Genomic DNA, 25459 nt, shown 5'->3' on the forward strand with positions numbered 1-25459 from the left:
TGTTAATTTTTTACCAGTCGGTGCGCCATAAGGCTTTGCAAATCCTGGTCATTTATGTCAAGCTTGCTATCGGCAAGCGTTAAAAAGTTATTGTAAACAAAAGCAAGTTCTTCCTTATCCAGCGTATATCCTAAACGCTCCAGATGGAATTTCAGAGCATGCCTGCCGCTGCGCGCGGTTAGCACTATTGTGGCGCTCGGAAAGCCTACATCTTCAGGGCGAATGATTTCATAGTTTTCGCGCATTTTCAGGAAGCCGTCCTGGTGAATACCCGAGCTGTGCGCAAAGGCATTTGCACCTACAATAGCTTTATTAGGCTGTACCGGCATCCGCATTTGTGTGCGGATCATCTGGCTCAATTCATAGAATCGTTTAGAGTCAATATTGGTATGTAGGCCCAGGGTGTGATGCGTTTTGAGGATCATCACCACTTCTTCGATAGAAGTATTACCGGCACGTTCGCCGATACCGTTGATGGTACCCTCAATTTGGCGCGCGCCATTTTGCAAACCAGCTATTGAGTTGGCTGTAGCCAAACCAAGGTCGTTATGGCAATGTACAGAGATGATAGCTTTATCAATGTTTTTAACGTTCTCTTTCAAAAACTTGATTTTGCTGCCGTATTGATCTGGCAGGCAGTAACCATTTGTATCTGGAATATTTACTACTGTAGCACCGGCGGCGATAACAGCTTCAACCATTTGGGCCAGGTAAACCACATCGGCCCTGCCGGCATCTTCGGCGTAAAACTCAATGTCCTCGACAGATTTTTTGGCATATTTAACGGCTTCAACAGCGCGCTCCAAAATCTCTTCGCGGGTGCTGTTGAATTTATGTTTGATATGCATGTCAGACGAACCGATACCGGTATGGATGCGCGGACGTTTGGCATATTGCAGAGATGCTACAGCAGCGTCAATATCACCTTTGTTGGCACGCGTAAGCGCACAAACGGTAGGTTCTTTAACAGCTTTTGAAATTTCAACAACGCTTTGGAAGTCGCCCGGGCTTGAAACCGGGAAACCTGCTTCAATAATATCCACGCCCAGTAGTTCCAGTTCCTTAGCTATCTCAATCTTTTCGGGGGTTGTTAACTGGCAACCCGGTACCTGCTCGCCATCGCGGAGCGTGGTATCAAAAACATAAACGCGGTTGGGATCGTGTAACATATCTTTTTTAGATTTGAGATGTTAGATATGAGATTTGAGACTCATGCCTAATCATCTATATTGTTATTTTTTGTTTCTTTTATTTTTTGTTAGAGGTATAATTTGAGATATAAAGAAATCTCATATCTCACGTCTCATATCTCTTTGAAGAAGCGAGTATTCAAGTTAGAGAAAAAAATCTCATATCTCAAATCTCACGTCTCATATCTATTTTTTAATGGCAATAAATCTTAACCTTTTATAATCGGCATACCATTGGCCGTTATCGTTATAAAAGGGTTCAAGCTTTTTAATGATCTCAGCCAGGATTTGTTCTTTCTCATCCTCGGGAATGCCTTCTAAAAACTGTGCGCCAAACATGGTAATCCATTTGGCTACGCCCTGATCGCCATCCTGCAGCGGGGTTTTACGATCATAATGAATCATGTAGGTAACCCTGAAACCATGCTCTTCCAGTTTGGTAGCATATTCGCCAACCGAAGGGAAATACCATACTTTGGTATCAGCTTTTTCATTGTAACCATGATTATGCAGTACCAGTTTGGTAGCCTCAATCAAACGTTCAACATTGCCCTGTCCGCCCATTTCAGCAACAAACCGGCCTCCTTTTTTAAGGCTGTTGGCTACGCTGTGAATAGCACCGTTGGCATCAAGCACCCAATGCAGGGCGGCGTTCGAAAATATGGCGTCATATTTTTCCGTGGTGTGAAAATCAGCTGCATTCTCTACCGCGAAATCAACATCAGGATAAAGCTGTTTAGCCTGGGCTATCATTTCGGGCGAATAATCGGTGCCTTTTACGATGGCACCTTTATCCTGTATTAGTTTAGTTAAATGGCCTGTGCCGCAACCCAGGTCAAGGATGCGTTCACCAGGTTTCACATCCAAAAACTCAAGCACATCTTCTCCGTATTTAAATACGAAGGCATGCTTTTGGTCGTATAAATCAGCGTTCCATTTCATGTTATTCCTTTTTTGTGATTTCACTGATTAAGGTGATTTCACAGATTTTGTTTTTTTGCCGAGATTACAAGGGGAATGGTGATTCTATCAATACATTGCCTAATCTCCAAGCTCCGGTCTCTAATCTCTACCTACAAATATTCCAGCACTTTTTGGCCCATTGCCGTAGTGCCTAAAATTTTCACTTTATCAGTATTGGCATCAGCAATATCGCCGGTGCGGTAACCGTCTTTCAGAGTTTTATCAATTGCGTCTGTTATCTTTTTAGCTTCATCTTTTAAGCCGAAACTAATTTCAAGCATTAAAGCTACTGATAATATCGATGCCAGTGGGTTTGCTTTATCCTGACCGGCAATATCATGTGCCGAACCGTGGATAGGCTCAAAAAATCCCGTACCATCACCTACAGAAGCTGAAGCCAGCATACCCATCGAACCTGCAATTTGCGATGCTTCGTCAGTAAGGATATCACCGAATAAGTTGGCGGTTAATACCACATCAAACTTTTTAGGGTTTTTAACTAATTGCATAGCCGCGTTGTCAATGAACATGTGCTCGGTTTCAACGTCAGGGTATTGTTTGGCAATTTCCTGTACCACCTCGCGCCATAGGCGTGAAGCCTCCAGTACATTTGCTTTATCAACGGAGCATAACCTTTTACCACGTACACGGGCTGCCTCGTATGCTTTAATAGCGATACGCTCAACTTCGTAGCGTGAATAGATCATCAGGTCAGAAGCCGTGTTACGGTCTTCACTGCGTTTTTTCTCACCAAAATAAACGTCGCCGGTCAGCTCGCGGAAGAAAAGGATATCAGTACCTTTCAATATTTCAGGTTTCAGGCTCGATGCATCCAAAAGCTCATCAAACAGCATAATAGGGCGCAGGTTAGCGTATAAACCAAGCTCCTTACGGATTTTTAATAATCCCTGCTCCGGACGCACTTTGGCCGACGGATCATTATCATATTTGATGTGACCGATAGCACCAAACAGGATAGCATCGCTTGCTTTAGCTTTAGCCAGTGTTTCATCAGGCAGTGGATTACCGGTTGCCTCGATACCCGCATGACCCATCAGGGCTTCGTCGAACGTAAATTCGTGGCCAAAATCCTGACCGATTTTTTCTAAAACTGCTTTACCCCAGGTGGTAACCTCCGGGCCTATCCCGTCGCCGGGTATTACTAATATGTGTTTTTTAATTCCCATAACCCTAATCTCTGCCTGAGGCAGCGGTTTTTTGTTTTTATAGATGTTTTATTTTATTCGGGTTTTACGCCGCGTACTTCTTTTAGTTTCATCGCCATTTGCTCGGCTTCATTTTCTACCCAGTTGGTGTACTCATCAATAGCCAGCAGGCGCGATTCATCATCAATATAGCCTTCCTCAACCATTTGCTTTGATTGTGCCACTTTTGCCCAGATGCCTGCTTTGTTTTCAAAGTTGTACTCGCCTTTTTGGTAAACCTCGTCGGCGTTAAATACCTCGATATTGATAAAACCTGCTTCCTGCAAATATTCGGGCAAGTCTTCGGCAATATGGTTATTCATGCCGGCATCGCCTCTCCACCTTAAAAAGGTAGCATAAAAGCGTTGCATGCTTGCCGGTGGCTGCGGTTGCCATTGTAAAGCCTCGTGGTTATAATCCAAAATGGATACCGTACCACCAGGTTTTAACAACGAATACATTTTTTTCAAAGCCTCAACTGGATTGCTCAGCCATTGTAAAACGCGGGCCGATACAATAAGATCGTACTGTTCTTCCGGCTCAAAGCTGAACAGATCGGTATAAATGAGCTCCATATTTTGAACCGAAGCGTAAGTTTCCATACCGCTCTGGATAAAATACTCGGTATTATCAATGCCCGTAACATGACCGCTTTCACCAACCAATGCGGCAATATCCTTAGAGATAGCGCCGGTACCACAACCCACATCCAGCACCTTCAGGCCCGGCCTGAGCAGGGGGCAAGGGTTGCATAATCGTTCGCTAAACTCCGTTCGTCGAATAATTTGGCGGTACCTTTACCTTCTCGCTGAATATGTTTTTGTTGGTTCATTAGTTCATTTGTTTGTCCATAGCCGATGGTCCATAGTCCATAGCCCACTTAGTTTTAATCTATGGTCCATGGACTATAAACTATGGTCTATCTTGCTAACTCAAACTCCTCAATTTTTCCTTTTTGGCTTAAGATATAGTCGATATCATCGTAGCCGTTTATAAGGCAAGCTTTTTTGTAAGGATTGATCTCGAAGCTTTCTTTTTCGCCGGTTGATGAGATGGTGATAGTCTGGCTTTCCAGGTCGATCTCTACTTCAGCTTTGTGATCGGCATAAACGGCATCGAAGATTTTTTCAGAAAATCATCGCTTACCTGTACCGGTAACAAGCCATTATTAAGGGCGTTGCCTTTAAAAATATCAGCAAAAAAGCTGCTCACTACGGCGTCGAAACCATAGTCAGATATAGCCCAGGCAGCATGCTCACGGCTACTGCCGCAACCAAAGTTTTTGCCTGCTACCAATACCTTACCGCTAAAGGTCGGATGATTAAGTACGAAATCAGCTTTAGGGTTATCGTTCTCATCAAAACGCCAATCGCGGAATAAGTTATTGCCAAAACCATCGCGGGTAGTCGCCTTCAAAAACCTTGCAGGAATGATCTGATCGGTATCGATGTTCTCGATAGGCAAAGGCACCACGCTGGTTTGAATGTGTTTAAATATTTTAGTTGCCATAATTGTCTGAACTCGAATTTTTTGAATTAAGGGAATTTTTCGAATCGAAAAAAATCATTAATTCAGATTTGGGATATATTTTTTATTCAATAATCTTTTAAACTCCATGCTTAAGCTTCCGAAGTTTATGAGTAAACCTGTTTGGATGTTATAAGCTTCGAGGTAATTTATGGCCTGAGCTAAATGAACGTTTTCTAACTGTGCAATAGCCTTCAGTTCAACCATTATTTCGCCTTCGACAAAGAAATCCACTCTCCTTGTTCCGATTTGTTCGTTACGATAAAAGATAGGCATCTCCATTTCCCGGACGAATCTCAGACCTTCCAAACCCATTTCTATTTCTAAGGCTCGTTGATAAATTACTTCCTGGAAACCGTTCCCTAAAGTAGAATGCACACGCATGGCACAGCCAATTATTTTGCTCGTACAATCTTTAAACTCTTCAGGTGTCCGTTTTTTATTAATCTCCATTCTGTTAATTCATTCAATTCCTATAAAATTCGAGTTCAGACCAATTCCTCTTCCTTCAGAAATTCCCTTATATCCGTAACCACACCCGTAATTGCACTCGCAGCCGCGGTAAGCGGGCTTGCAAGGAATGTACGGCTGTTTGGCCCTTGTCTTCCTTCAAAGTTGCGATTTGAGGTTGAGACGCAATATTTACCTGCCGGGATTTTATCCTCGTTCATACCAAGGCATGCGCTGCAGCCTGGTTCGCGAAGCGGGAAGCCTGCGGCATCAAATATTTTGTCCAGTCCTTCGGCAATAGCCTGCTGCTGTACTTGTTTTGAGCCGGGAACTACCCATACAGTAACATTATCGGCTTTGTGTTTGCCTTTTACAAACTCGGCAACCTGGCGTAGGTCTTCAATGCGCGAGTTGGTGCAGCTGCCGATGAAGACGTAATCAATTGGTTTGCCCAATAGCGTTTCATCATCGTGCAGACCCATGTAATCAAGGGCTTTTTTATATGATCCCTGCTCTTTGGCTTCAAATGAAGCAGTTTCAGGAACATGTTGTGTAACACCGATGCCCATACCCGGATTTGTTCCGTAAGTGATCATCGGCTCAATATCTTCAGCTTTAAAGGATAATACCTCATCAAAAGATGCATCAGCATCAGAGTATAAAGTTTTCCAGTAGGCAACTGCTTTGTCCCATTCTTCACCTTTAGGAGCAAATTCACGGCCTTTTACGTAGTTGATGGTGGTTTCGTCGGGAGCAATCAGTCCGCAACGTGCACCCATCTCAATACTCATGTTGCAGATGGTCATGCGGCCTTCCATGCTCAACGAGCGGATGGTATCGCCTGCATATTCAACAGCATAACCGGTACCGCCGGCAGCCGAGATCTGCGCAATGATGTAAAGGATAATATCTTTGGCGCCAACGCCTTTTTGTAGTTTTCCGTTCACTTCAATTTTCATGCGTTTTGGGCGCGACTGGAGTAAACATTGGGTAGCCAACACCTGCTCAACCTGCGAAGTACCTATACCAAAGGCAATAGCACCAAAAGCGCCGTGAGTTGAAGTGTGACTATCGCCGCAAACATAAGTACCACCCGGACGGGTGATGCCCAGCTCGGGGCCTATAACGTGAACGATGCCCTGGTACGGGTGGCCTAAGCCATATAGCTCAACACCAAACTCTTTACAGTTTTTGGTGAGCATATCTACCTGGTAGCGTGAAAGTTCTTCTTTAATGGGTAAGTGCTGATCAATGGTTGGAACGTTGTGATCGGCTGTGGCCACAGTTTGTTTTGGCCTGAAAACGGGCAAGCCTCTCTGACGCAAGCCATCAAATGCCTGCGGACTGGTTACCTCGTGAATGAAATGTGTATCGATATACAAAATATCCGGGAACCCCTCGCTGCTGCTGACGACGTGTGCATCCCAGATCTTATCAAATAATGTTTGTCCCATTTTTATTATTTTTCTTTAGTAACGTCATTGCGAGGAACGAAGCAATCCCCGATTAGCAGATCCGATCTGTTAAGTTTGGGATTATTAATAATTATAATTTGTTTTTTATAGGTATTAATGAGCTCCCTACGGTCGGTTGTCTTCGTGCCTCGCAATGACGTGTTGGTGAGTTTGTTTTAAGGCCTTTCGCCTTTTACCTTTCGGCTTTCACCTAATTTATTACGCTTCTACAACCTGGTTTTCAGGGCGTAAGCTGCGTACGGTTTTGCCTGCTTGCCATAATTCGCTTTCGCGTAATTCTTTCAGTTCGGCATCCAGTTTTTCGCGGTAATCTGGCTGGCTGTTTGAATCGATAGAACGTTGTGACTCTTTGCCTGTAGCAACGCTTTCGTAAAGCTCTTCAAATACTGGTTTAGTAGCGTCACGGAATTTTTTCCACCAGTCAAGCGCACCACGTTGAGCAGTAGTTGAACAGTTGGCGTACATCCAGTCCATACCGTTTTCAGCAACAAGCGGCATTAATGATTGGGTAAGCTCTTCAACAGTTTCGTTAAATGCTTCAGATGGAGAGTGACCATGGCTACGCAATACATCGTACTGAGCAGCAAAGATACCCTGAACGCAACCCATCAAAGTACCACGCTCGCCGGTTAAATCGCTGTATACTTCTTTTTGAAGTTAGTTTCGAATAAGTAACCGCTACCTACAGCGATACCTAAAGCGATAACACGATCAAAAGCTTTACCGGTAGCATCCTGGAAGATGGCATAGCTTGAGTTTAAGCCACGGCCTTGCAGGAACATACGGCGTAATGAAGTACCTGAACCTTTAGGAGCAACCAGGAACACGTCAACATCAGCAGGAGGTACGATGCCAGTTTGCTCGTTGAAAGTGATACCAAAGCCATGAGAGAAATATAAAGCTTTGCCTGGGGTTAAGTGTTTTTTAACAGTTGGCCATAACGCAATCTGGGCTGCATCGCTCAATAAGTAGCAAATCACAGTTCCCCTTTGCAAGGCTTCTTCAATTTCAAAAAGTGTTTCGCCGGGTACAAAACCATCGCTGATAGCTTTATCCCAAGTTTTAGTGCCTTTACGCTGACCAACAATTACGTTGATACCATTGTCTTTTTGGTTCAGGGCCTGGCCCGGACCTTGTACACCGTAGCCAATTACCGCTACTACTTCATCTTTTAATACTTCCTGAGCTTTTGATAAAGGGAACTCTTCGCGGGTTACTACGTTTTCTTCAGTGCCGCCGAAATTTAGTTTTGCCATTGTTTTTTGATTTTTGTGATTTCACCGAACAGTGGTGATCTCACCGATTTTATTTGTATTGAGTAATTTAAGTTTTTGTTCTCTTATTAATCCCGTCATTGCGAGGTACAAAGTAATCCCCTGTATAGTTTGGGATTGCTTTGTACCTCGCAATGACGTTTTTTTAGCTTTCGGCTTTCAGCCTTAAGCTTTGTGCTCTACATCGTAAACACCTTCTCGCCCTGGTTAAGGTATTCATTTTCGATTACCTCTTCACCTGGTTCAAGCCTTTCAAATTCGCGCAGTTTGCTGTTAAAGCCTTCGCTATCTTTAATGATAGCAACACGGGCGCTGCGTACAAACTCAATCAGGCCGTAAGGTTGTAGTATGTTGATCAGGTTATCGGTTTCCTCGCGGTGACCGGTGGTTTCAAACACGGTGTAGTCCTTACGGATCACTACCGCGCGAGCACCGTTTTCGCGTAGTAAACGCTCAACGCTAACCTTTTCGGCAATTACATCGGTTGATACCTTATATAACGCTAATTCCTGCCAAATCACATCTTCGTTGGTGTGATAATATGCTTTTAACACCTCAACCTGTTTTTCTATCTGGCGGGTAAGCTTACGTACTACCTCTTCATATTCGTTAATTACAATATTGAAACGGTGAATACTTTCAATCTCCGACGGAGAAGTATTCAGGCTGTCGATATTGATTTTACGGCGTGTAAATATAATAGCTATCCTGCTTAATAAACCAATTTGGTTTTCGGTATATATGGTGATGTTAAATTCCTGTTTTTTTCTGCTTCGCTCATGATTCTGTTTTTTTAGAGGGCTTACTTTAACCTGATCTCGCTTACGCTGCATCCTTGTGGTACCATCGGGAATACGTTATTCTCTTTGGTAACCATTATTTCTAAAAGGAATGATCCCGGTGCGGTTAGCATTTCATTTAATGCTGCAGTCAAATCTGCACGGTCATCAACTAATTTGCCCGGTATGCGGTATGCTGCGGCTAACGCCACAAAATCCGGACTTTGAATATCAACAAATGAGTAACGGCGCTGATTAAATAATTCCTGCCATTGTCTTACCATGCCCAGAAAGCGGTTATTAAGGATGATAATTTTTACATCGATACCGCTTTGCATAATAGTACCCAATTCCTGGCAGGTCATCTGGAAACCTCCATCGCCAATAATAGCTACTACAGTACGATCCTGAGCGCCAAATTTAGCGCCTATAGCAGCAGGCAATGCAAAACCCATGGTTCCTAAACCACCGCTGGTTACGTTGCTGCGGGTATTGTTAAACTTAGCGTAGCGACATGCTACCATTTGGTGCTGACCTACGTCGGTAACGATAACTGCCTCGCCTTTGGTAATCTCGTTAAGCTGTTTGATTACCTCGCCCATAGTCATTTCAGGCGTAGTTGGATTAAGTTCGTTATGGATAACGGCCTCAACTTCCTGGCGGGTGTAATCATTGAATTTAGCTAACCATTCTGTATGTTCTTTCTTTTCGATGGCCTTGGTCAGCAATGGAAGTGTTTCCTTGCAATCGCCCCAAACCGGTACGGTTGATTTTACGTTTTTGTCGATCTCGGCAGGGTCAATATCTAAGTGAACAACTTTTGCTTGTTTAGCATATTTATCCAGGCGACCGGTTACACGGTCGTCAAAACGCATACCTATCGCGATCAATACATCGCACTCGTTAGTTAAAACGTTAGGGCCGTAGTTGCCATGCATGCCCAGCATACCTACATTTAACGGATGGTCTGAAGGGATAGCGCCTGCACCAAGTACTGTCCAGGCAGCAGGGATACCACTTTTTTCAACAAAGGCTTTAAACTCCTGCTCAGCACCGCCCAAAATAACACCCTGACCAAACAGGATGAATGGTTTTTTAGCACTGTTGATCAACTCAGCAGCCTGCTCAATATATTGCGGACGAACAATTGGTTTCGGCCTGTAGCTGCGGATATGATCGCAAGGTTTGTAGCCTGCAAAGTCAAACAGCTGGATCTGCGCGTTTTTAGTAATGTCAATCAATACCGGACCTGGCCTGCCGCTGCGGGCAATATAAAATGCCTTGGCAATAACTTCCGGGATTTCGGTGGCATCAGTTACCTGGTAGTTCCATTTGGTAACCGGAGTGGTAATGTTGATCACATCAGTTTCCTGGAAGGCATCGGTACCTAAAAGGTGCGCGAAAACCTGACCGGTAATACAAACCAACGGGGTGCTGTCGATCTGGGCATCGGCCAAGCCTGTTACCAGGTTGGTAGCGCCCGGGCCGCTGGTGGCAAATACCACACCCACTTTGCCCGATGTACGTGCATAACCCTGGCCGGCGTGAATGCCGCCCTGTTCGTGGCGTACCAGTATATGGTTCAGTTTATCATTATAATCAAACAAAGCATCATAAATGGGCATGATAGCGCCTCCTGGGTAACCAAAAATGGTATCGGTACCTTCGGCTATCAATGCTTCCAATAATGCTACCGATCCAGAAACGTTTACGGTTTCGGTGGCGGCTGGCGCGGTTAAGGTTTCTTGTGCAGTTTCCATACCTGTATTTTTTATATTCATAGCACTTTTTGGTGCTAAACTGATTTATTCTATCTGTCTCTAATTTGCTAAAATGAACGGGCTTAATTTGTGTTCACTTTATTCATTCATGGCTTTTATAATAAGCCATTTTGTTTATTAATTATTCGTCGGTAACGCAGCCTTCGGCAGCGGTAGTCACGTTTTTAGCGTAACGGTATAACACACCCTTGGTAACCTTCAGCGCCGGTTTTTGCCATGCGGCACGGCGTGCGGCTATTTCTTCTTGCGGTAGCGAAACGTTTATAGTATTGGCAACAGCATCAATATTAATGATATCATCGTCTTTTACCATCGCTATAAACCCGCCATCGTAAGCCTCGGGTGTGATGTGACCGACGACGAGAACCATGCGTACCGCCGCTAAAGCGTCCATCTGTAATTAATGCAACTGAACTACCCAAACCGGCACCGAATATGGCTGAGGTTGGTTTTAGCATTTCCGGCATACCCGGCGCGCCTTTAGGGCCCACGTTGCGGATCACCACAACGTCACCTTTTTTAACACGGCCGCTCTGGATACCGGCAATCAGTTCAAACTCGCCGTCAAATACACGGGCAGGACCGGTGAAACGTTCGCCTTCTTTACCTGTAATTTTGGCAACGCTGCCACCTTCGGCAAGGTTTCCGTACAAAATTTGCAGGTGACCGGTAGCTTTAATCGGGTTTTCTTTCGGTTTGATGATCTTTTGAGTCTCAAACTCCAGGGCCGGGATTTCAGTAAGGTTTTCGGCAATGGTTTTACCGGTAACAGTTAGGCAATCACCATGTAACCAGCCCTGCTCTAAACAGTATTTCATTACAGCCGGAACACCGCCAATGTTGTGCAGGTCTTCCATCATGTATTTTCCGCTTGGTTTCATATCGGCCAGTACTGGGATCCGGTTACTTACAGCCTGGAAATCATCCTGGGTTAATTTAACGTCAACGCTTTTTGCCATTGCAATCAGGTGCAATACCGCGTTGGTTGAACCGCCCAGTACCATGATCACAACGATAGCATTTTCAAATGCCTCACGGGTCATGATATCTGATGGTTTAATATCCTTTTCTAACAACACCTTGATAGCTTTACCGGCGGCAAGGCATTCTGCTTTTTTCTCAGCGCTTAGAGCAGGGTTTGATGATGAATACGGTAAACTCATACCCAATGCCTCAATAGCTGCAGCCATCGTGTTAGCTGTATAGATACCACCGCAGGCACCTGCGCTTGGACAGGCGTTTTTAATAACGCCCATAAAATCAACATCATCAATCTGGCCGGCAATCTTTTTACCCAAAGCCTCAAATGCCGATACAATATTCAAATCTTCGCCTTTCCAATGACCCGGTTTAATAGTTCCACCGTAAACCATGATTGAAGGACGATTTAAACGGCCCATAGCCATGATGGAACCTGGCATGTTTTTATCACAACCCGGCAGGGTAATTAAGCCATCATAGTACTGAGCGCCGGTAACAGCCTCAATTGAGTCGGCAATGATATCGCGGCTCACCAATGAGTAACGCATACCTTCAGTACCGTTGCTCATGCCATCGCTTACGCCAATAGTATGGAATATCAGGCCTACCATGTCTTCATCCCAGATACCTTGTTTAACCAGCTTAGCCAGGTCATTGAGGTGCATGTTGCAAGTGTTACCATCGTAACCCATACTGGCCACGCCGACCTGTGCTTTGCGCATATCATCGTCTGTTAAGCCGATCCCGTAAAGCATGGCCTGTGCGGCAGGCTGTGTTGGGTCCTGGGTAAATGTTTTGCTATACTTGTTCAATTCTATAGCGTTGGTGGTATCTGATGATGAACTCATTTTATTAGATATGTAGACAGTTTTAGTATTTAATTTTTGTTGATGATACTGGTTTACTTGGTATCGAAAATCAATATATGTAAGGTAGCCATAGCATCATGCAATAGCAATAGTCATTTCTGATTTTTTAAAATAAGTATTTAATTTTAATTATTTAAAATTTTTAGAATTTAATTTTGTAAAATTTGTTTATAAAGATATAAAATATTTTACAAAATAGACCAAAGTTTAAAACGGTATTCGGTATGTTTTTTATGCATGCATAGCAAGTTGTCGATTTTCTGCCTGAAATGGGAGGAAAGATAATTTAACTTTAAAAAAAGTATCCGGCTGTGCTAATGGAAGTTGATAAATGATTAGTTTCAGGCATTAATATCATATACTTACAATGAACAAAATCCTAATCCTGACATTACTGCTATTTAGCGTAACAAAAAGTTTCTCGCAAGATGCATTTACCGCCATCGAAAACAAAAATTACGATCAGCTTTCCGAATTATTGAAATCACCAAAGAATATAAACATAAGAGGTAAAAATGATATGACACCCTTGCTTAAAGCAGTAGGGCAAAACGATCTTAAAGCTGTAAAGATGTTGGTGGAAGCGGGAGCTGATTTAAGCCTTGTTCCAAAATCAAATTGGACACCCCTGATGGTGGCTTGCCAAAGCGGCAGTACCGAAATGGCCGCCTACCTGATTGAAAAAGGTGCAGATATTAATGCTAAAGACGAGCACAATTGGAACCCCATCATTATAGCATCAAGAAACGGACAGGCAGCAACGGTTGCCTTGCTGTTAACCAAAGGAGTTGATGTAAATTGTAAAGCGGCAGATAAATCTACCCCGTTATTAATAGCCTCTTATAAGGGGCACAATGATGTGATAAAGTTACTGCTTGAAAAAGGTGCCGATCCAAACCCGGTAAATCGGGATAGCGAAACGGCTTTGTTTTTAGCTGCTAAACAGGGCCGGGCCGAAATAGTTAAATTATTGCTACAGCATCATGCCGATAAAACCTTTATTAATAAGGATGGGGTGAGTATTTGCAATGCTGCTAAAAGCAACGGTTACAAAGAAATCTGTGATTTGCTTTAGCGAGGCTTCGTCTGATTTGGTCGAACAAAAACTGGAGTTGCTTTTTAATGATATCGAGCTGTTATTGCAAGCTAAGTTGGCCGTTCCGGAAGCATTCTTTTCTGCCTCAATGATCCACTTGATGTTTGTGAAGATCAATCCTTTTGAAGATGGCAATGGACGTACTGCACGCCTGTTTGAAAAATGGTTCATATCCGAAAGCTCGGTCTTAAAGCCTGGTTCCTGCAAGCGGAAAAATATCACTATGACCATCAATAACATCAGGCTGCTGGGACTGGAATATGAGTTGCTGGATTATTCTGCGGCTCTGCCTTTTTTGCTGATGTTGCCTCAATCTCTTTAAATAGTTCAGTACCCATTATTCTGCACATTTGCACCCCGTAAAATGGTAAGTATGAATCCTAAGTTGTAGAATTAAAAATAAAAGTTGATTTATTCGAATAGTTTATTTCTTTATATTTGACATAATCTAACCCTGTCACCCTGAATGAAAAACCTAACCTGTATAATTCTACTGCTCTTAGTAGCAACGGCAAATGCCCAGATAAAAAAGAAACCTGTTAAAGCTGTTGCTGAAAATAAGCCGCTAATTGTCTCAACTCCAAAAGCCACGGCTGTAATTAAAGGGAACGTCAAAAACTTTACTGATAAATATTGGGAGATGGCTGTAACCGGCGATTTAACTAATTACTCATTAACGATACCTGTTGATAAGGACGGCAATTTCAATACAGCTATAAATATTGACGGAGATACCGAAGATATCTATCTGTACCTCAATGACGATGCTATCACCGTTTGCGCCCAAAGGAACGATACCCTGGTACTTAGTTGGGATAATAAGGACTTTAAAAACACATTCCGCATCACCTCTCCTTTCCAGCATACAAACGAGCGGTTGCAAACCATGATGCTGATGTATAATCTCTACCGTAAAGAGTCGATGGATTTGGGACAGTCCTTATATGATAATAAACTCACCGATTCCGCAAAGTTTGAGAAGATCAATAAGTTATATAATAAAGTGATGATGACAGCCGCGGTGCATCTTGATTATCCCGAAAGTCAGAAGTTAATTACTGATGTTTATTATCAGTACGTTGGTTTTTTGAATAGCCATCACTTGTTATCTAAATATGAGTTGCATATAAACGACACCTCTGCTACAGGAAAAGCGCTCAATCAGCAATTTCCTGCCGGAGCATATCACGCCCAATCAGAGTTTTCTTTTAAAAACAGCAATAGCTACAAAGAATTTATTTTTAACTACGTCCGATTTTATAAGGGACTGAATAATACAACTATAATAGGATCGGATTGGGATAAGAAATTAACGCCCTTTACTCCTGCGTGGGATGAATATTATCTGGGGCTAGCCAATCTCCATTTAATTGAGTTCCGTGACTGGTTTATAACGAAAGCCATAGAGATGGATTTTGGTTACTATTCGTTTGACGATGCTGAGAACATCTACAAGGATTTTAAAACTAAGGTTAAAACGCCAAGATATGCAGATACTCTTGCGCAATTTTATGCAACAGTACGGCAATTAAAACCCGGTAATCTGGCGCCTGAATTTAGTTTGAAGAATGATAAGGGTGAGGTGGTGTCCTTGAAAAGCTTCCGGGGAAAAGTAGTGTATATCGATTTTTGGGGCGTAGGATGCGGCCCTTGCGTTTACGAAATAAAGAACACGACTGCAGCTTTGCACGAGCGGTATAAAGATAAGAATGTAGTGTTCCTCAACATCTGTGTTGATTCGGACGAGAAAGCGTGGAAAAGTAGTTTGGCCTCATTAAATATAAGTGGTGTCAACCTCATTGCAGAGGGCTGGACAAGAAACCCGGTATGTCAAAAATATAACGTAACAGGTATCCCTCATTATATTACAATCGGAACCGATGGCAAGATTGTAAATAATAACAGCGAAAGGCCATCATCCGGGTATACACTTACAGCAGAGCTTGACAAGGCTTTGAAACAAGCGCATTAACCAGAAAGGTTATGATTGATAAAAATATAGGTCATTATTGATTGTAAGGTATGAAGCAATCCCCAGGGCAATTACAGGGTAGTTTGTTTGCATGGGCCGCTCTGCTAATAGGAGATTGCTTCGTACTTTACAAAAATGGCGTTTACGTATCCTCCCCAAAAAAGGGTACAAAAAAGCCCGGATAAAAGCTTATCCGGGCTTTATAAATTTATAAAGTAGCGCCTATTTGTGCTGAATACCTTCAGCTAAAACAGTTACTTTATTGTTTAATGCTTCAACAACACCGCCTTTAATAAAAAACACTTCTTCTTTAGCTGCACCACCGCGTACGGTAAGTTTGCCATCCTGAAGGGTGGAAATGATTGGGGCGTGGTTGTTCAGTATTTCAAATAATCCCAAAGCACCAGGTAAGGTTACTGAGGTGGCCTCGCCTTCGTAAACTTTTTTATCGGGAGTAAGAATTTCTAATGTCATGCTTTTTGAGATTCAAGATTTAAGAATCAAGAGCCAGGCTTTTCCTGTTCTTGATTCTTGAGTCTTATTTTCTTGCTTCTTATTAAGAGTTAGCTTCAGCCAACAGCTTTTTGCCTTTTTCAATAGCATCTTCAATGCTGCCAACTAAGTTGAAAGCTGCTTCAGGATACTCGTCAACTTCACCGTCCATGATCATGTTGAAACCTTTGATGGTATCTTTAATGTCAACCAGTACACCTTTTAAGCCGGTGAACTGCTCAGCAACGTGGAATGGTTGTGACAAGAAACGCTGAACACGACGAGCGCGTGATACAACTAACTTATCTTCTTCAGAAAGCTCGTCCATACCAAGGATGGCGATGATATCCTGAAGCTCTTTGTAGCGTTGTAAAGTCTCTTTAACGCGTTGAGCTGTATTGTAGTGCTCGTCACCTAAAACAGCTGGGCTAAGGATACGTGAGGTTGAATCCAATGGATCCACTGCAGGATAAATACCAAGCTCGGCAATTTTACGTGAAAGTACGGTAGTAGCATCCAAGTGGGCGAAGGTTGTAGCCGGCGCAGGGTCGGTCAAGTCATCCGCAGGTACGTAAACGGCCTGTACTGAAGTGATCGAACCACGTTTGGTTGAAGTGATACGCTCCTGCATGGTACCCATCTCAGTTGCCAGCGTTGGCTGGTAACCTACTGCTGATGGCATGCGACCTAAAAGCGCTGATACTTCTGAACCTGCCTGTGTAAAACGGAAGATGTTATCGATAAAGAAAAGGATATCACGGCCTTTACCATCTTCATCACCGTCACGGAAGTACTCGGCAATTGTTAAGCCTGAAAGGGCCACACGTGCACGTGCACCCGGCGGCTCGTTCATTTGACCGAATACGAATGTTGCTTTTGAATCTTTCATGGCTTCGGTATCAACTTTAGTTAAGTCCCAACCGCCTTCTTCCATTGAATGCATGAAAGCGTCGCCATATTTTATAATGCCTGATTCAAGCATCTCACGTAAAAGGTCATTACCTTCACGTGTACGCTCACCAACACCGGCAAATACAGATAAACCTGCATAAGCTTTTGCGATGTTGTTGATCAGTTCCTGGATTAATACAGTTTTACCTACACCGGCACCACCAAACAAACCAATTTTACCACCTTTTGCATAAGGCTCTAAAAGGTCGATAACTTTAATACCTGTAAAAAGTACCTCAGTTTCGGTAGATAGGTCTTCAAACCTTGGAGGGGTTGCGTGAATAGGACGACCATTTACTTTGTCAAGATTCGGGATACCGTCGATAGCATCACCTACCACGTTAAATACACGACCTTTGATATTATCGCCTACCGGCATTTTGATAGCAGCTTCGGTATCCAATACCTTCATACCGCGTAACAAGCCGTCGGTCGAGTCCATCGCGATAGCACGTACACGGTCTTCGCCTAAGTGCTGCTGAACCTCTAAAATAACTTTTTGGCCATTGTCTTTCGTGATCTCTAATGCGTCATAAATTTTAGGAAGATGAGCGTCATCAGCGAAACTTACGTCGACTACCGGACCAATGATCCTTGAAATTTTTCCAATGTTTGGCATATATAACCTGGTGTTTTTTAAAAAATGCTTTTACTGAACAGCAACATACATCATTTGTAACAGGAATGTATAAGATGCTATTTCAGAGGCGCAAAGTTAAGATTTCTATCCAATTATTTACATAGTGTTTTAAGATTTTTGAAGGATAATTTCAACATTGATAATTGTTTGCATTTATTGCGCAAAAGTCAAAACAATTTTGCCTGTATGAGTGCTGCTCTCCATTAGTTTATGAGCCTCGGCGGCCTCGCCTGCATCAAAAGTTTTGTACACTATGGGTGTGATTTTTCCTGATGATAACAATGGCCATATTTTTTGTTCGAGGTTTTGGGCTATAGCTGCTTTGAAAGCTGTTTCCCTGCTGCGTAGCATCGATCCGGTAATGATCAGTCTTTTTGCCATTACTTTGCCCAAATCAAGCTGTACTTCGCGGCCATTCATTGCGTTGATCATGACCAGCCGTCCCTCAACAGCCAGCGAATCGATATTGCCAGGCATATAGTTGCCGCCAATCATATCCAGGATCACATTAACGCCTGTACCATCGGTAAGCGATTTGATCGCGTCTTTAAAATCAGTCGTTTTATAGTTGATGGCTTTATCCGCGCCAAGCTGCTCACAGAAACTGCATTTTTCATCAGATCCGGCTGTTACATAAACGGTACTGCCTAAAGCTTTGGCCATTTGAATAGCCGTAACACCAATGCCGCTCGATCCGCCATGTACCAGCAATGATTGGCCGGGTTGTAAATTGCCTCGGTCAAATACATTGCTCCAAACGGTAAAAAAGGTTTCAGGCAGTGATGCAGCTTTAGGGAAGCTTAGATTAGTGGGAATGGGCAGGCATTGGCCCTTGGGCGCTTTACAATATTCAGCATAACCGCCGCCGGCAACCAATGCGCAAACTCTGTCGCCGGGTTTCCAACGGGTAACTTTTTTACCGACTTCAGTAATGATACCGGCCACTTCCAGGCCGGGGATATCCGCCGGCGCACCTGCCGGCGGCGGATAATTGCCCTTGCGCTGAAAAATATCGGGACGGTTGATGCCCGCCGCCATTACCTTTATCAATACTTCGTCATCGGCAATAACCGGCTTGGGCCTTTCGGCAAGCTGCAAAACTTCGGGCCCGCCGGGTTGGGTGATCACTATTGCTTTCATGGATTGTGTAGTTGAAAGCTAAGTTAGTGCTAAAATGTTTGTCCGGAAAGTTTTGCTTCTTCTCTTAAACCGGCGCAAGTAGTATGCGGTTGCCGGCGCGATGTTTACTTATACCTAACCTCTAATCACCAGAACGCAAACTTTTAACCGGGTTGGCCGCCGCGGCCCTGAATGATTGTAAGCTAATAGTAGCTAATGCAATAAATACAGCCCCCGAGCCCGCTAATATCACCACCCACCATTGTATATTTTGGCGATAGGCAAATCCCTGAAGCCACTTATTCATGGTAAGCCAGGCTAATGGAGCGGCTATGGCAAATGATATGATTACCAGTTTAACAAAATCTTTCGACAACATGGTTACAATGGCTGTGATACTTGCGCCAAGCACTTTTCTAATACCAATTTCCCGGTTGCGCTGTTCGGCGGCGTAAGCGGCAAGACCAAGCAAGCCCAGGCAGGCAATGGCTATAGCGAGGCCTGTAAACAGAATAAAAAGCTGCCCCATTCGCTGTTCGGTGCGGTACAATGCGTCGAAATCGGTATCCATAAACGAATAATCAAAGTGTTCATTTGGACCGATGGTTTTCCATGTCTTTTCTATCCGGGTCATTAGAGATGGCAGATTATGCGTATTTACCCGGATACTTAAACGCGCCAGCCAGTCGTTGTCTAAAGTCATGACCAGTGGGGTTACATTATCGCGCAGCGAACTGAAGTTGAAATCTTTTACCACTCCTATTACACGATATTTTTTTAGGTTGGTTGCGGTACCTGTGGTTATTGTTTTGCCAATGGCATCATTACCATAACCGAATACATTTGCGGCTGTTTCATTAATAACCATAGCTGTCGAATCGGTTCTAAACTCCCCGGAAAATCCCCGGCCGGTCTTCATTTGCATCCCCATCGTGTTAATGTAATCTTCATCTATTTTCCAGAACTGGGTTGACTGGCCTTCTTTGCCACCGGGTGACACGTAGTTTAAAACTTTGTTATTGGCGGTAGGCAAAAAGCTGGTAAGAGTGGCATTAACAACGCCGGGTAACTTTTTAATCTCCTGTTTCAGTAGTTCGGGATGCTCAAGTGTGTTTACATTATTGAGGATGAGAACCTGGTTGCGGTTAAAGCCCAGATCCTTATTTTGGATATAATTAAGCTGATTGTAAATAACCAGGGTGTCTATCACTAAAAATATCGAAATAGAAAACTGGAAAACGACCAGGGTGCTCCGGAAAGCCCCGCCTTTAAAGCCGGTTGAAACTTTTCCGTTTAATACATTAATTGGTTGAAATGCCGATAAGAAGAAGGCAGGGTAGGAGCCGGCTAAAAGGCCCACAATAATGACAATGCTTAACAAGGCGGGTAATAGCCAGGTTATGGTTTGCGCATTAATTGCCAGTTGTTTGTTTGATAGGTGATTAAATAAAGGCAGCAAAGCCCAGGCTGACAGTACTGCTATAATGGCTGCTACGAAAGTTACGATCAGGGATTCGGCAAGAAACTGAAAAATGAGGTGACTGCGGGATGAGCCTAATACCTTACGCACACCGACTTCACGGGCGCGGTTGGCTGAACGGGCTGTAGACAGGTTCATGAAATTAATGCAAGCCAGCAGCAGGATGAAAATTGCCGCTGCTGTAAAAATGTAAACATACTGGCCATTGGCGTTGGCACCCAGTTCCATAACCCGGTTTGATTTGAGGTGGACATCAGTTACCTGCATCAGGCTTAGCTTGAAATAATTGCCACCTGCTACGAATTTGCTATAATTCATTGTCCTTGAGCTTTTAAGGCCGTTTTGCATATCGGCATTGAGTTTAGTTTCGAGCCGGCTGATATTTGCGTTAGTTTTAAGCAGCGCATAGGTGGCAAAGGGGTTAACTGGTTCCATGCGGCGTCATTATTGATTGGATGGTCTCTTGCCAGTAAAAAGTTAGCTCTAAAATGTGATTGAGCGGGCATGTCCTTCATTACTCCTGTTATCTTAAGCGATGTGCCGCTCGTTACTAAAAATAAAGTTTGGCCAACCACACTGATGCGGTTAAAATATTTTTTTGCCATTGATTCAGAAATAACCGCGGTATTGGGTTCTTTTAAAGCCGTTTTTGCATCGCCCGAAAGGAGGGGGAGGGTGAATACATCGAAAATATTGGGTTCACTGTAAAAAGTTGTGCCGTCTTCGCGCACAATTTCATCTCCTTTTTTAAAGCGGATGTTTAGGGCCGGGCTTATACGAACTGCCGTTTCAACTTCAGGAAACTCCGTTTTTAAAACGTTAGCAACCGGAATGGCAGCAGTGGCATATTCAGTAAGTGTGCCGCTATATTTCAGGGCGGTGTTTACCCGGTAGATCCTGTCGTGTTTGATATTATACCTGTCGTAGCTCAGCTCATCAACCACATAAAATGTAATGAGCAGGCAAATGGCCAGCCCTAATGCCAGTCCTAAAATATTAATGAATGTAAAGCCTTTGTTTTTTAATAGACTTCGCAAGGCGGTTTTAAAGTAGTTCCTGATCATAGCATAAAAGGTTTATGCTATAAAGTTAAAACTAAATTTTTAGTTATTTAGGGGTTTTAACTAATTTTTTAGTTTGACGTTTGTTGAATAGTATCTTGAACATCTCAATGTTAAAAAAGGAAGAGGAGTACTTTTACTCGTTTTATTTTTGTTTTTTTGCCTAAAACAAATACGTATGTCATTACAGATTGGCCAGCCCGCCCCTCAGTTCATTTTAATATCATCGGCCTTAAAAACCGTTTCATTAGCCGATTTTAAAGGCCGTAAGGTCGTGATCCACTTTTTCCCTTTAGCGTTTACAGGCGTTTGTACCACGCAGCTTTGCACCATGCGCGATAGCTTTGGATACTATGATGGTTTAAACGCTACTATATTGGGCATTTCTGTTGATTCGCCTTTTACTTTAGCTAAGTTTAAAGAAGAGAACAATTATCAGTTCGATCTGCTTTCTGATTTTAACAAAGAAGTATCTACGGCTTATGGTGCTATTTATGATCAGTTTGTGATGGGGCTTAAGGGTGTTTCAAAGCGTGCCGCCTTTGTAATTGACGAAGAGCAGAATATCATTTATGCGGAGGTGCTTGAAGATGCCGGTCAACTGCCAAATTTTGAGGCTATTGCCGAAATTGTAAAATAATTTGAATAAAAGTTTGCAGCGAAAGTTTAAAAATCTATCTTTGCATTCCATTTCGGAAAGCACTCGTAGCTCAATTGGATAGAGCATCTGACTACGGATCAGAAGGTTAGGGGTTCGACTCCCTTCGAGTGCACAACAAAGCACTGCAGTCCGGAATTTTTCCACCGCTGGTGCAAATTAACTGTAAGCCTTTCTGTTGTATTACCGAAAGGCTTTTAATTTATCAAGAGCATGCTAAATCTGGTTTTGTTTGGCCCTCCCGGAGCCGGGAAAGGTACTCAGTCGAAAAAACTTATTGAGAAATACGATTTGATCCACCTTTCAACCGGAGATTTGTTACGTGGTGAAATTTCACAAGGTACAGCCCTCGGTTTGGAAGCTAAAAAGCTGATGGATGATGGTAAACTGGTTCCTGATGAAGTAGTTATCGGCATGATCAGTAATAAACTTGATGCCAACAAGAAAGCCAAAGGTTTTATTTTCGATGGTTTTCCACGTACAGTTGCACAAGCCGAAGCTTTGGATCAGTTACTCGAATCAAAACAATCGGCAATTTCAGGCATGATCGCCCTTGAAGTTGGCGATGAAGAGCTGGAGCGCCGTTTATTAGAGCGAGGTAAAGAATCTGGAAGACCGGATGATGCCAACCCTGAGGTGATCCGCAAACGAATTAAAGAATACAATGATAAAACTGCTCCTGTAGCGGGTTTTTATCAGCAGCAGGATAAGTTTACAAGCATTAACGGTGTGGGCTCGGTTGATGAGATCTTCGACGCTATTGTTGGTGTAAACGAATCATATAACTAATAGTCCGTCCGAAAGTCTTTAGTCCGGAAGTCAGTAAAGTCCGCAGGTTAGGAAGATTAAAATTCTTAACTTTCGGACTTTACTGACTTTCGGACTTTCCGTCTAAATCAAAAATTATGTCGCAGGGTTCAAATTTTGTTGATTATGTGAAGATCTGTTGCCGTTCAGGCCACGGAGGTGCTGGTTCTGCCCATTTGCATCGTGATATATTAACTTCAAAAGGCGGTCCCGATGGTGGCGACGGCGGCAGGGGAGGCCATGTTATTGTAAAAGGTAACGCCCAACTGTGGACTATGCTGCACCTTAAATACCGTAAACACGTAATTGCCGGTGATGGCGATTCGGGCGGCAGCTCATTGCGTACGGGCAAAACCGGCCGCGACGAGAATATTGGAAGTGCCCCTTGGTACTACCGTGAAAAATGCTGAAACCGGTGAAGTACTTTTTGAAATAACCAAAGATGGTGAAACCAAGATCCTTACTCCCGGTGGCCGCGGTGGCTTGGGCAACTGGCATTTTAAAACATCAACCCAACAAACCCCCCGCTTTGCCCAACCCGGCGAAGATGGCCGTGAGGACTGGAATATCCTCGAACTAAAAGTGTTGGCTGATGTTGGTTTGGTAGGTTTCCCTAACGCAGGTAAATCCACCCTGCTTTCGGTGGTATCGGCTGCCAAGCCCGAAATTGCCGATTACGCTTTTACCACACTGGTGCCCAATTTAGGTATCGTATCATACCGTGGCGGCCGTTCATTTGTAATGGCCGATATTCCGGGCATTATTGAAGGAGCATCACAGGGCAAAGGTTTAGGGTTTAGGTTTTTGAGACATATTGAACGCAACTCGGTATTGCTGTTTATGGTGCCTGCCGATACATCGCGCAGTATAAAAGAAGAATACAGCATCCTGCTGCATGAACTGGAAGAATATAATCCCGAACTGATGCACAAGCCTCGTGTGTTAGCCATAACCAAGACCGACATGCTCGACGATGAGCTGCAGGCTGAAATGAAAAAGGAGATCCCTGATGGAATCCCCTCTATATTTATATCATCTGTGGCCCAGAAAAATATCGATCAGCTAAAAGACCTGCTTTGGAAAGAGATCAACGCCAGCGTTATTTAGCCTCCCACAAAATGTAGTCATTACTAAGCATCGTCATTTTAAAGCCGGTATAGCCAGGAAAACATTTGCGCATAATAGTTGATTTTGGACCGATGTAATCGGCGGGCAAAACTATGTACAGTGGTCCGGCGTGCCCATTATATACATATTCATCATAATCGATTGCCACTTCAGCGCCAATGGTTTCAACGGTTATAGTGCGGTTGCGTTCAATTTCCAGGCTCAGATCAGGGCTGTTAAATACAAAAATGGCGTTGTTGTTTTGCTTATCCAGGTTGCGGATATAGTTTAGCGATGGCTGATCGATAAATAACTGTGCTATCCCCGAATATCCCCTTGCGCCGATATTTTTATTTTGAAAGTAGCTTGGCACAAAGTATTTGTAGCTGGAGTAAGCTATTACAAAACATATAAAATAAAACAGGTATTTATAACCAGTTTGCAATCTGCTTACCAGGTAAATGATGCCTGGTGCAGCGATAAGCCCGATGAGCCTCAAATGCCTTGCTTCATATGAAATATTGGCTTGTCTCAAAAATGATTGTCCGAAAAACAACACCGATACCACATAAAAAACCACCAGTAGCAGCGCATAATTTTTGTGAGGCGCCTTTTTTACAATAAACCAAATTAATAAAATGCTTAATACAGCACAGATCAGCACAATTATCACCCCCAAAAGTAAGTAAACATGGGAGGGTCATCATGAAACAAAAGGCCGTTTGTAAGGTCATCTACCGAAAAAGCGGTTAATATTGGCGAGGCAAAAGGAAAGCCAAAAGTTTCCCAAACCAGCTTCATACTTCCGGTTATCGACGAGGGGTTAGCACCTTTTGAAAGATAAAAATGATAGACCATAAATAAGGATAATACCGCAGGGACTCCTATCCATATGCCATTTTTTATCCAGCGAATGATGTCTTTGGTTCCCATTGAAAACCTAAGCCATAAAAAAAGGCAAGTGGCAGCATACATCCATAAAAATGACGATTTGCAAATGAAGCCTAATATTCCACCTATAAAGAGGAATACGACCAGTTTCCAGGTTATTTTTTCAATGGCTATGCATCCGTATAAAAACCAGCCGGTGTAACCAAAAAGTAGTACCTCGCCACCATTGTAAAATACATAAGGTGTAAAAAAAGATAACTGAATTACGATGAATAGTACGCTTAAAGCCGAGATCATTGGTGTAAACCCTGCTTTTTTAAAGAAATAGTAAAAGCCGAAAATGCCGGATAACGAAAATAGCAGGGTTACTATTGAAGAAGCGCGACCTGTGTTGACGCCAAAAATAAGTTTAAAGAAATAGGGCACCAGGTATTGCCCCGGCGACCACCAGGCGAGGAATTCTGAAGTGTTTTTGCTGATATCGTTCTGATCGGGTTTAACCATGACATTAAATGCCGAACCCAGTTCCATTGAGCGCATTACCTGGAAGCCCTTGCTGGGGTCGGGGTAAATGGCTGCTGGAGCTATGATCAGCATAATGCCCATAATGAAAACAATCCCGCTGATAACCAATAAAATGATTTGGTGGGTTTGTAGTTTTTGTTTCAGCATATAATTATTTTAAGCAGAT

The 25459-nt window shown here is 43.2% G+C and carries 22 protein-coding genes, 1 tRNA gene and 3 pseudogenes; 7 read left to right on the top strand and 19 right to left on the bottom strand.

Annotation, left to right across the window (positions count from 1 at the left end):
• Nucleotides 1-2: 2 nt before the first annotated feature.
• The 12 genes and pseudogenes from ACRQ5D_RS12835 to ilvD all read right to left on the bottom strand — a co-directional run bounded on the left by ACRQ5D_RS12835 (nucleotide 3) and on the right by ilvD (nucleotide 12473).
• Entirely contained in the window at nucleotides 3-1169 is a 1167-nt protein-coding gene (locus tag ACRQ5D_RS12835; RefSeq protein ID WP_091174080.1) for a 2-isopropylmalate synthase, read from the bottom strand.
• 207 nt (nucleotides 1170-1376) lie between these two features.
• Nucleotides 1377-2132: a methyltransferase domain-containing protein gene (locus ACRQ5D_RS12840; RefSeq protein WP_091174076.1), complete on the bottom strand. Its 756-nt coding sequence runs from the start codon at nucleotides 2130-2132 to the stop codon at nucleotides 1377-1379.
• A 131-nt stretch (nucleotides 2133-2263) separates the two neighbouring features.
• Nucleotides 2264-3334, bottom strand: coding sequence for a 3-isopropylmalate dehydrogenase (gene leuB / locus ACRQ5D_RS12845; RefSeq protein ID WP_091174124.1), 1071 nt, complete (start codon nucleotides 3332-3334; stop codon nucleotides 2264-2266).
• A 59-nt stretch (nucleotides 3335-3393) separates the two neighbouring features.
• Complete coding sequence (locus tag ACRQ5D_RS12850; RefSeq protein ID WP_432329145.1) at nucleotides 3394-4074, bottom strand: methyltransferase domain-containing protein; 681 nt, start codon at nucleotides 4072-4074, stop codon at nucleotides 3394-3396.
• Nucleotides 4075-4277: 203 nt separating this feature from the next.
• Nucleotides 4278-4867 (bottom strand): annotated as a pseudogene (leuD, locus tag ACRQ5D_RS12855) (3-isopropylmalate dehydratase small subunit).
• 57 nt (nucleotides 4868-4924) lie between these two features.
• Complete coding sequence (locus ACRQ5D_RS12860) at nucleotides 4925-5338, bottom strand: GxxExxY protein (protein WP_091174072.1); 414 nt, start codon at nucleotides 5336-5338, stop codon at nucleotides 4925-4927.
• Nucleotides 5339-5373: 35 nt separating this feature from the next.
• On the bottom strand, nucleotides 5374-6789 hold the full coding sequence (gene leuC, locus ACRQ5D_RS12865) for a 3-isopropylmalate dehydratase large subunit (protein ID WP_091174069.1): 1416 nt from the start codon (nucleotides 6787-6789) through the stop codon (nucleotides 5374-5376).
• Nucleotides 6790-7008: 219 nt separating this feature from the next.
• Nucleotides 7009-7419: a ketol-acid reductoisomerase gene (locus tag ACRQ5D_RS12870; RefSeq protein ID WP_431199772.1), complete on the bottom strand. Its 411-nt coding sequence runs from the start codon at nucleotides 7417-7419 to the stop codon at nucleotides 7009-7011.
• 20 nt (nucleotides 7420-7439) lie between these two features.
• Entirely contained in the window at nucleotides 7440-8066 is a 627-nt protein-coding gene (locus ACRQ5D_RS12875; protein ID WP_431199773.1) for a hypothetical protein, read from the bottom strand.
• A 197-nt stretch (nucleotides 8067-8263) separates the two neighbouring features.
• Nucleotides 8264-8917 (bottom strand): acetolactate synthase small subunit, encoded by a 654-nt coding sequence (gene ilvN / locus ACRQ5D_RS12880; RefSeq protein ID WP_431199774.1) that lies wholly within the window; start codon nucleotides 8915-8917, stop codon nucleotides 8264-8266.
• Nucleotides 8887-10623 (bottom strand): biosynthetic-type acetolactate synthase large subunit, encoded by a 1737-nt coding sequence (ilvB, locus tag ACRQ5D_RS12885; RefSeq protein WP_091174116.1) that lies wholly within the window; start codon nucleotides 10621-10623, stop codon nucleotides 8887-8889. The genes ilvN and ilvB overlap by 31 nt, the downstream gene beginning before the upstream one ends.
• Nucleotides 10624-10765: 142 nt before the next feature.
• A pseudogene (ilvD, locus tag ACRQ5D_RS12890) lies at nucleotides 10766-12473 on the bottom strand (dihydroxy-acid dehydratase).
• Nucleotides 12474-12861: 388 nt separating this feature from the next.
• Here ilvD and ACRQ5D_RS12895 point away from each other — a divergent pair.
• From ACRQ5D_RS12895 to ACRQ5D_RS12905, 3 genes are all read left to right on the top strand, one after another.
• Nucleotides 12862-13569 carry an ankyrin repeat domain-containing protein gene (locus ACRQ5D_RS12895; protein WP_091174065.1) on the top strand — a complete coding sequence of 236 codons (708 nt, stop codon included), beginning with the start codon at nucleotides 12862-12864 and terminating at the stop codon, nucleotides 13567-13569.
• 16 nt (nucleotides 13570-13585) lie between these two features.
• Nucleotides 13586-13912 carry a Fic family protein gene (locus tag ACRQ5D_RS12900; protein WP_218134509.1) on the top strand — a complete coding sequence of 109 codons (327 nt, stop codon included), beginning with the start codon at nucleotides 13586-13588 and terminating at the stop codon, nucleotides 13910-13912.
• Nucleotides 13913-14056: 144 nt separating this feature from the next.
• Nucleotides 14057-15562, top strand: coding sequence for a TlpA family protein disulfide reductase (locus tag ACRQ5D_RS12905; RefSeq protein WP_091174063.1), 1506 nt, complete (start codon nucleotides 14057-14059; stop codon nucleotides 15560-15562).
• Nucleotides 15563-15784: 222 nt separating this feature from the next.
• Here the strand turns inward: ACRQ5D_RS12905 and atpC are convergent, their stop codons facing one another.
• The 5 genes from atpC to ACRQ5D_RS12930 all read right to left on the bottom strand — a co-directional run bounded on the left by atpC (nucleotide 15785) and on the right by ACRQ5D_RS12930 (nucleotide 21308).
• Nucleotides 15785-16036 carry an ATP synthase F1 subunit epsilon gene (atpC, locus tag ACRQ5D_RS12910; protein ID WP_091174059.1) on the bottom strand — a complete coding sequence of 84 codons (252 nt, stop codon included), beginning with the start codon at nucleotides 16034-16036 and terminating at the stop codon, nucleotides 15785-15787.
• Nucleotides 16037-16118: 82 nt separating this feature from the next.
• Nucleotides 16119-17624 (bottom strand): F0F1 ATP synthase subunit beta, encoded by a 1506-nt coding sequence (gene atpD, locus ACRQ5D_RS12915; RefSeq protein ID WP_090530069.1) that lies wholly within the window; start codon nucleotides 17622-17624, stop codon nucleotides 16119-16121.
• Nucleotides 17625-17798: 174 nt separating this feature from the next.
• Nucleotides 17799-18785, bottom strand: coding sequence for an NAD(P)H-quinone oxidoreductase (locus ACRQ5D_RS12920; protein WP_091174056.1), 987 nt, complete (start codon nucleotides 18783-18785; stop codon nucleotides 17799-17801).
• A 121-nt stretch (nucleotides 18786-18906) separates the two neighbouring features.
• Nucleotides 18907-20592 (bottom strand): FtsX-like permease family protein, encoded by a 1686-nt coding sequence (locus tag ACRQ5D_RS12925; protein WP_432329759.1) that lies wholly within the window; start codon nucleotides 20590-20592, stop codon nucleotides 18907-18909.
• Nucleotides 20559-21308, bottom strand: a complete 750-nt coding sequence (locus ACRQ5D_RS12930; RefSeq protein ID WP_432329150.1) for an ABC transporter permease — start codon at nucleotides 21306-21308, stop codon at nucleotides 20559-20561. Before ACRQ5D_RS12930 ends, ACRQ5D_RS12925 begins: the two co-directional genes overlap by 34 nt.
• 175 nt (nucleotides 21309-21483) lie before the next feature.
• Between ACRQ5D_RS12930 and ACRQ5D_RS12935 the strand changes: the two genes are divergently transcribed.
• The 4 genes and pseudogenes from ACRQ5D_RS12935 to obgE all read left to right on the top strand — a co-directional run bounded on the left by ACRQ5D_RS12935 (nucleotide 21484) and on the right by obgE (nucleotide 23877).
• Nucleotides 21484-21945 carry a redoxin domain-containing protein gene (locus tag ACRQ5D_RS12935; RefSeq protein WP_091174051.1) on the top strand — a complete coding sequence of 154 codons (462 nt, stop codon included), beginning with the start codon at nucleotides 21484-21486 and terminating at the stop codon, nucleotides 21943-21945.
• Nucleotides 21946-22004: 59 nt separating this feature from the next.
• Nucleotides 22005-22078: transfer RNA gene (locus ACRQ5D_RS12940), tRNA-Arg, on the top strand.
• Nucleotides 22079-22176: 98 nt separating this feature from the next.
• Nucleotides 22177-22752: an adenylate kinase gene (locus tag ACRQ5D_RS12945; protein WP_091174048.1), complete on the top strand. Its 576-nt coding sequence runs from the start codon at nucleotides 22177-22179 to the stop codon at nucleotides 22750-22752.
• Between the two features lie 116 nt (nucleotides 22753-22868).
• Nucleotides 22869-23877: pseudogene (gene obgE / locus ACRQ5D_RS12950) on the top strand (GTPase ObgE).
• On the opposite strand, the gene ACRQ5D_RS12955 reads toward obgE, so the two are convergent.
• Nucleotides 23870-24541, bottom strand: coding sequence for a hypothetical protein (locus ACRQ5D_RS12955; RefSeq protein WP_432329152.1), 672 nt, complete (start codon nucleotides 24539-24541; stop codon nucleotides 23870-23872). The pseudogene obgE and the gene ACRQ5D_RS12955 sit on opposite strands and share 8 nt — an antisense overlap.
• 5 nt (nucleotides 24542-24546) lie before the next feature.
• The gene (locus ACRQ5D_RS12960) at nucleotides 24547-25440 is read right to left on the bottom strand and encodes a hypothetical protein (RefSeq protein WP_432329153.1); all 894 of its coding nucleotides are present in this window, start codon (nucleotides 25438-25440) and stop codon (nucleotides 24547-24549) included.
• Nucleotides 25441-25459: the final 19 nt, after the last annotated feature.

This window comes from Mucilaginibacter sp. P25 (assembly GCF_050859465.1).
In the GTDB taxonomy this organism is placed as follows: domain Bacteria; phylum Bacteroidota; class Bacteroidia; order Sphingobacteriales; family Sphingobacteriaceae; genus Mucilaginibacter; species Mucilaginibacter gossypii.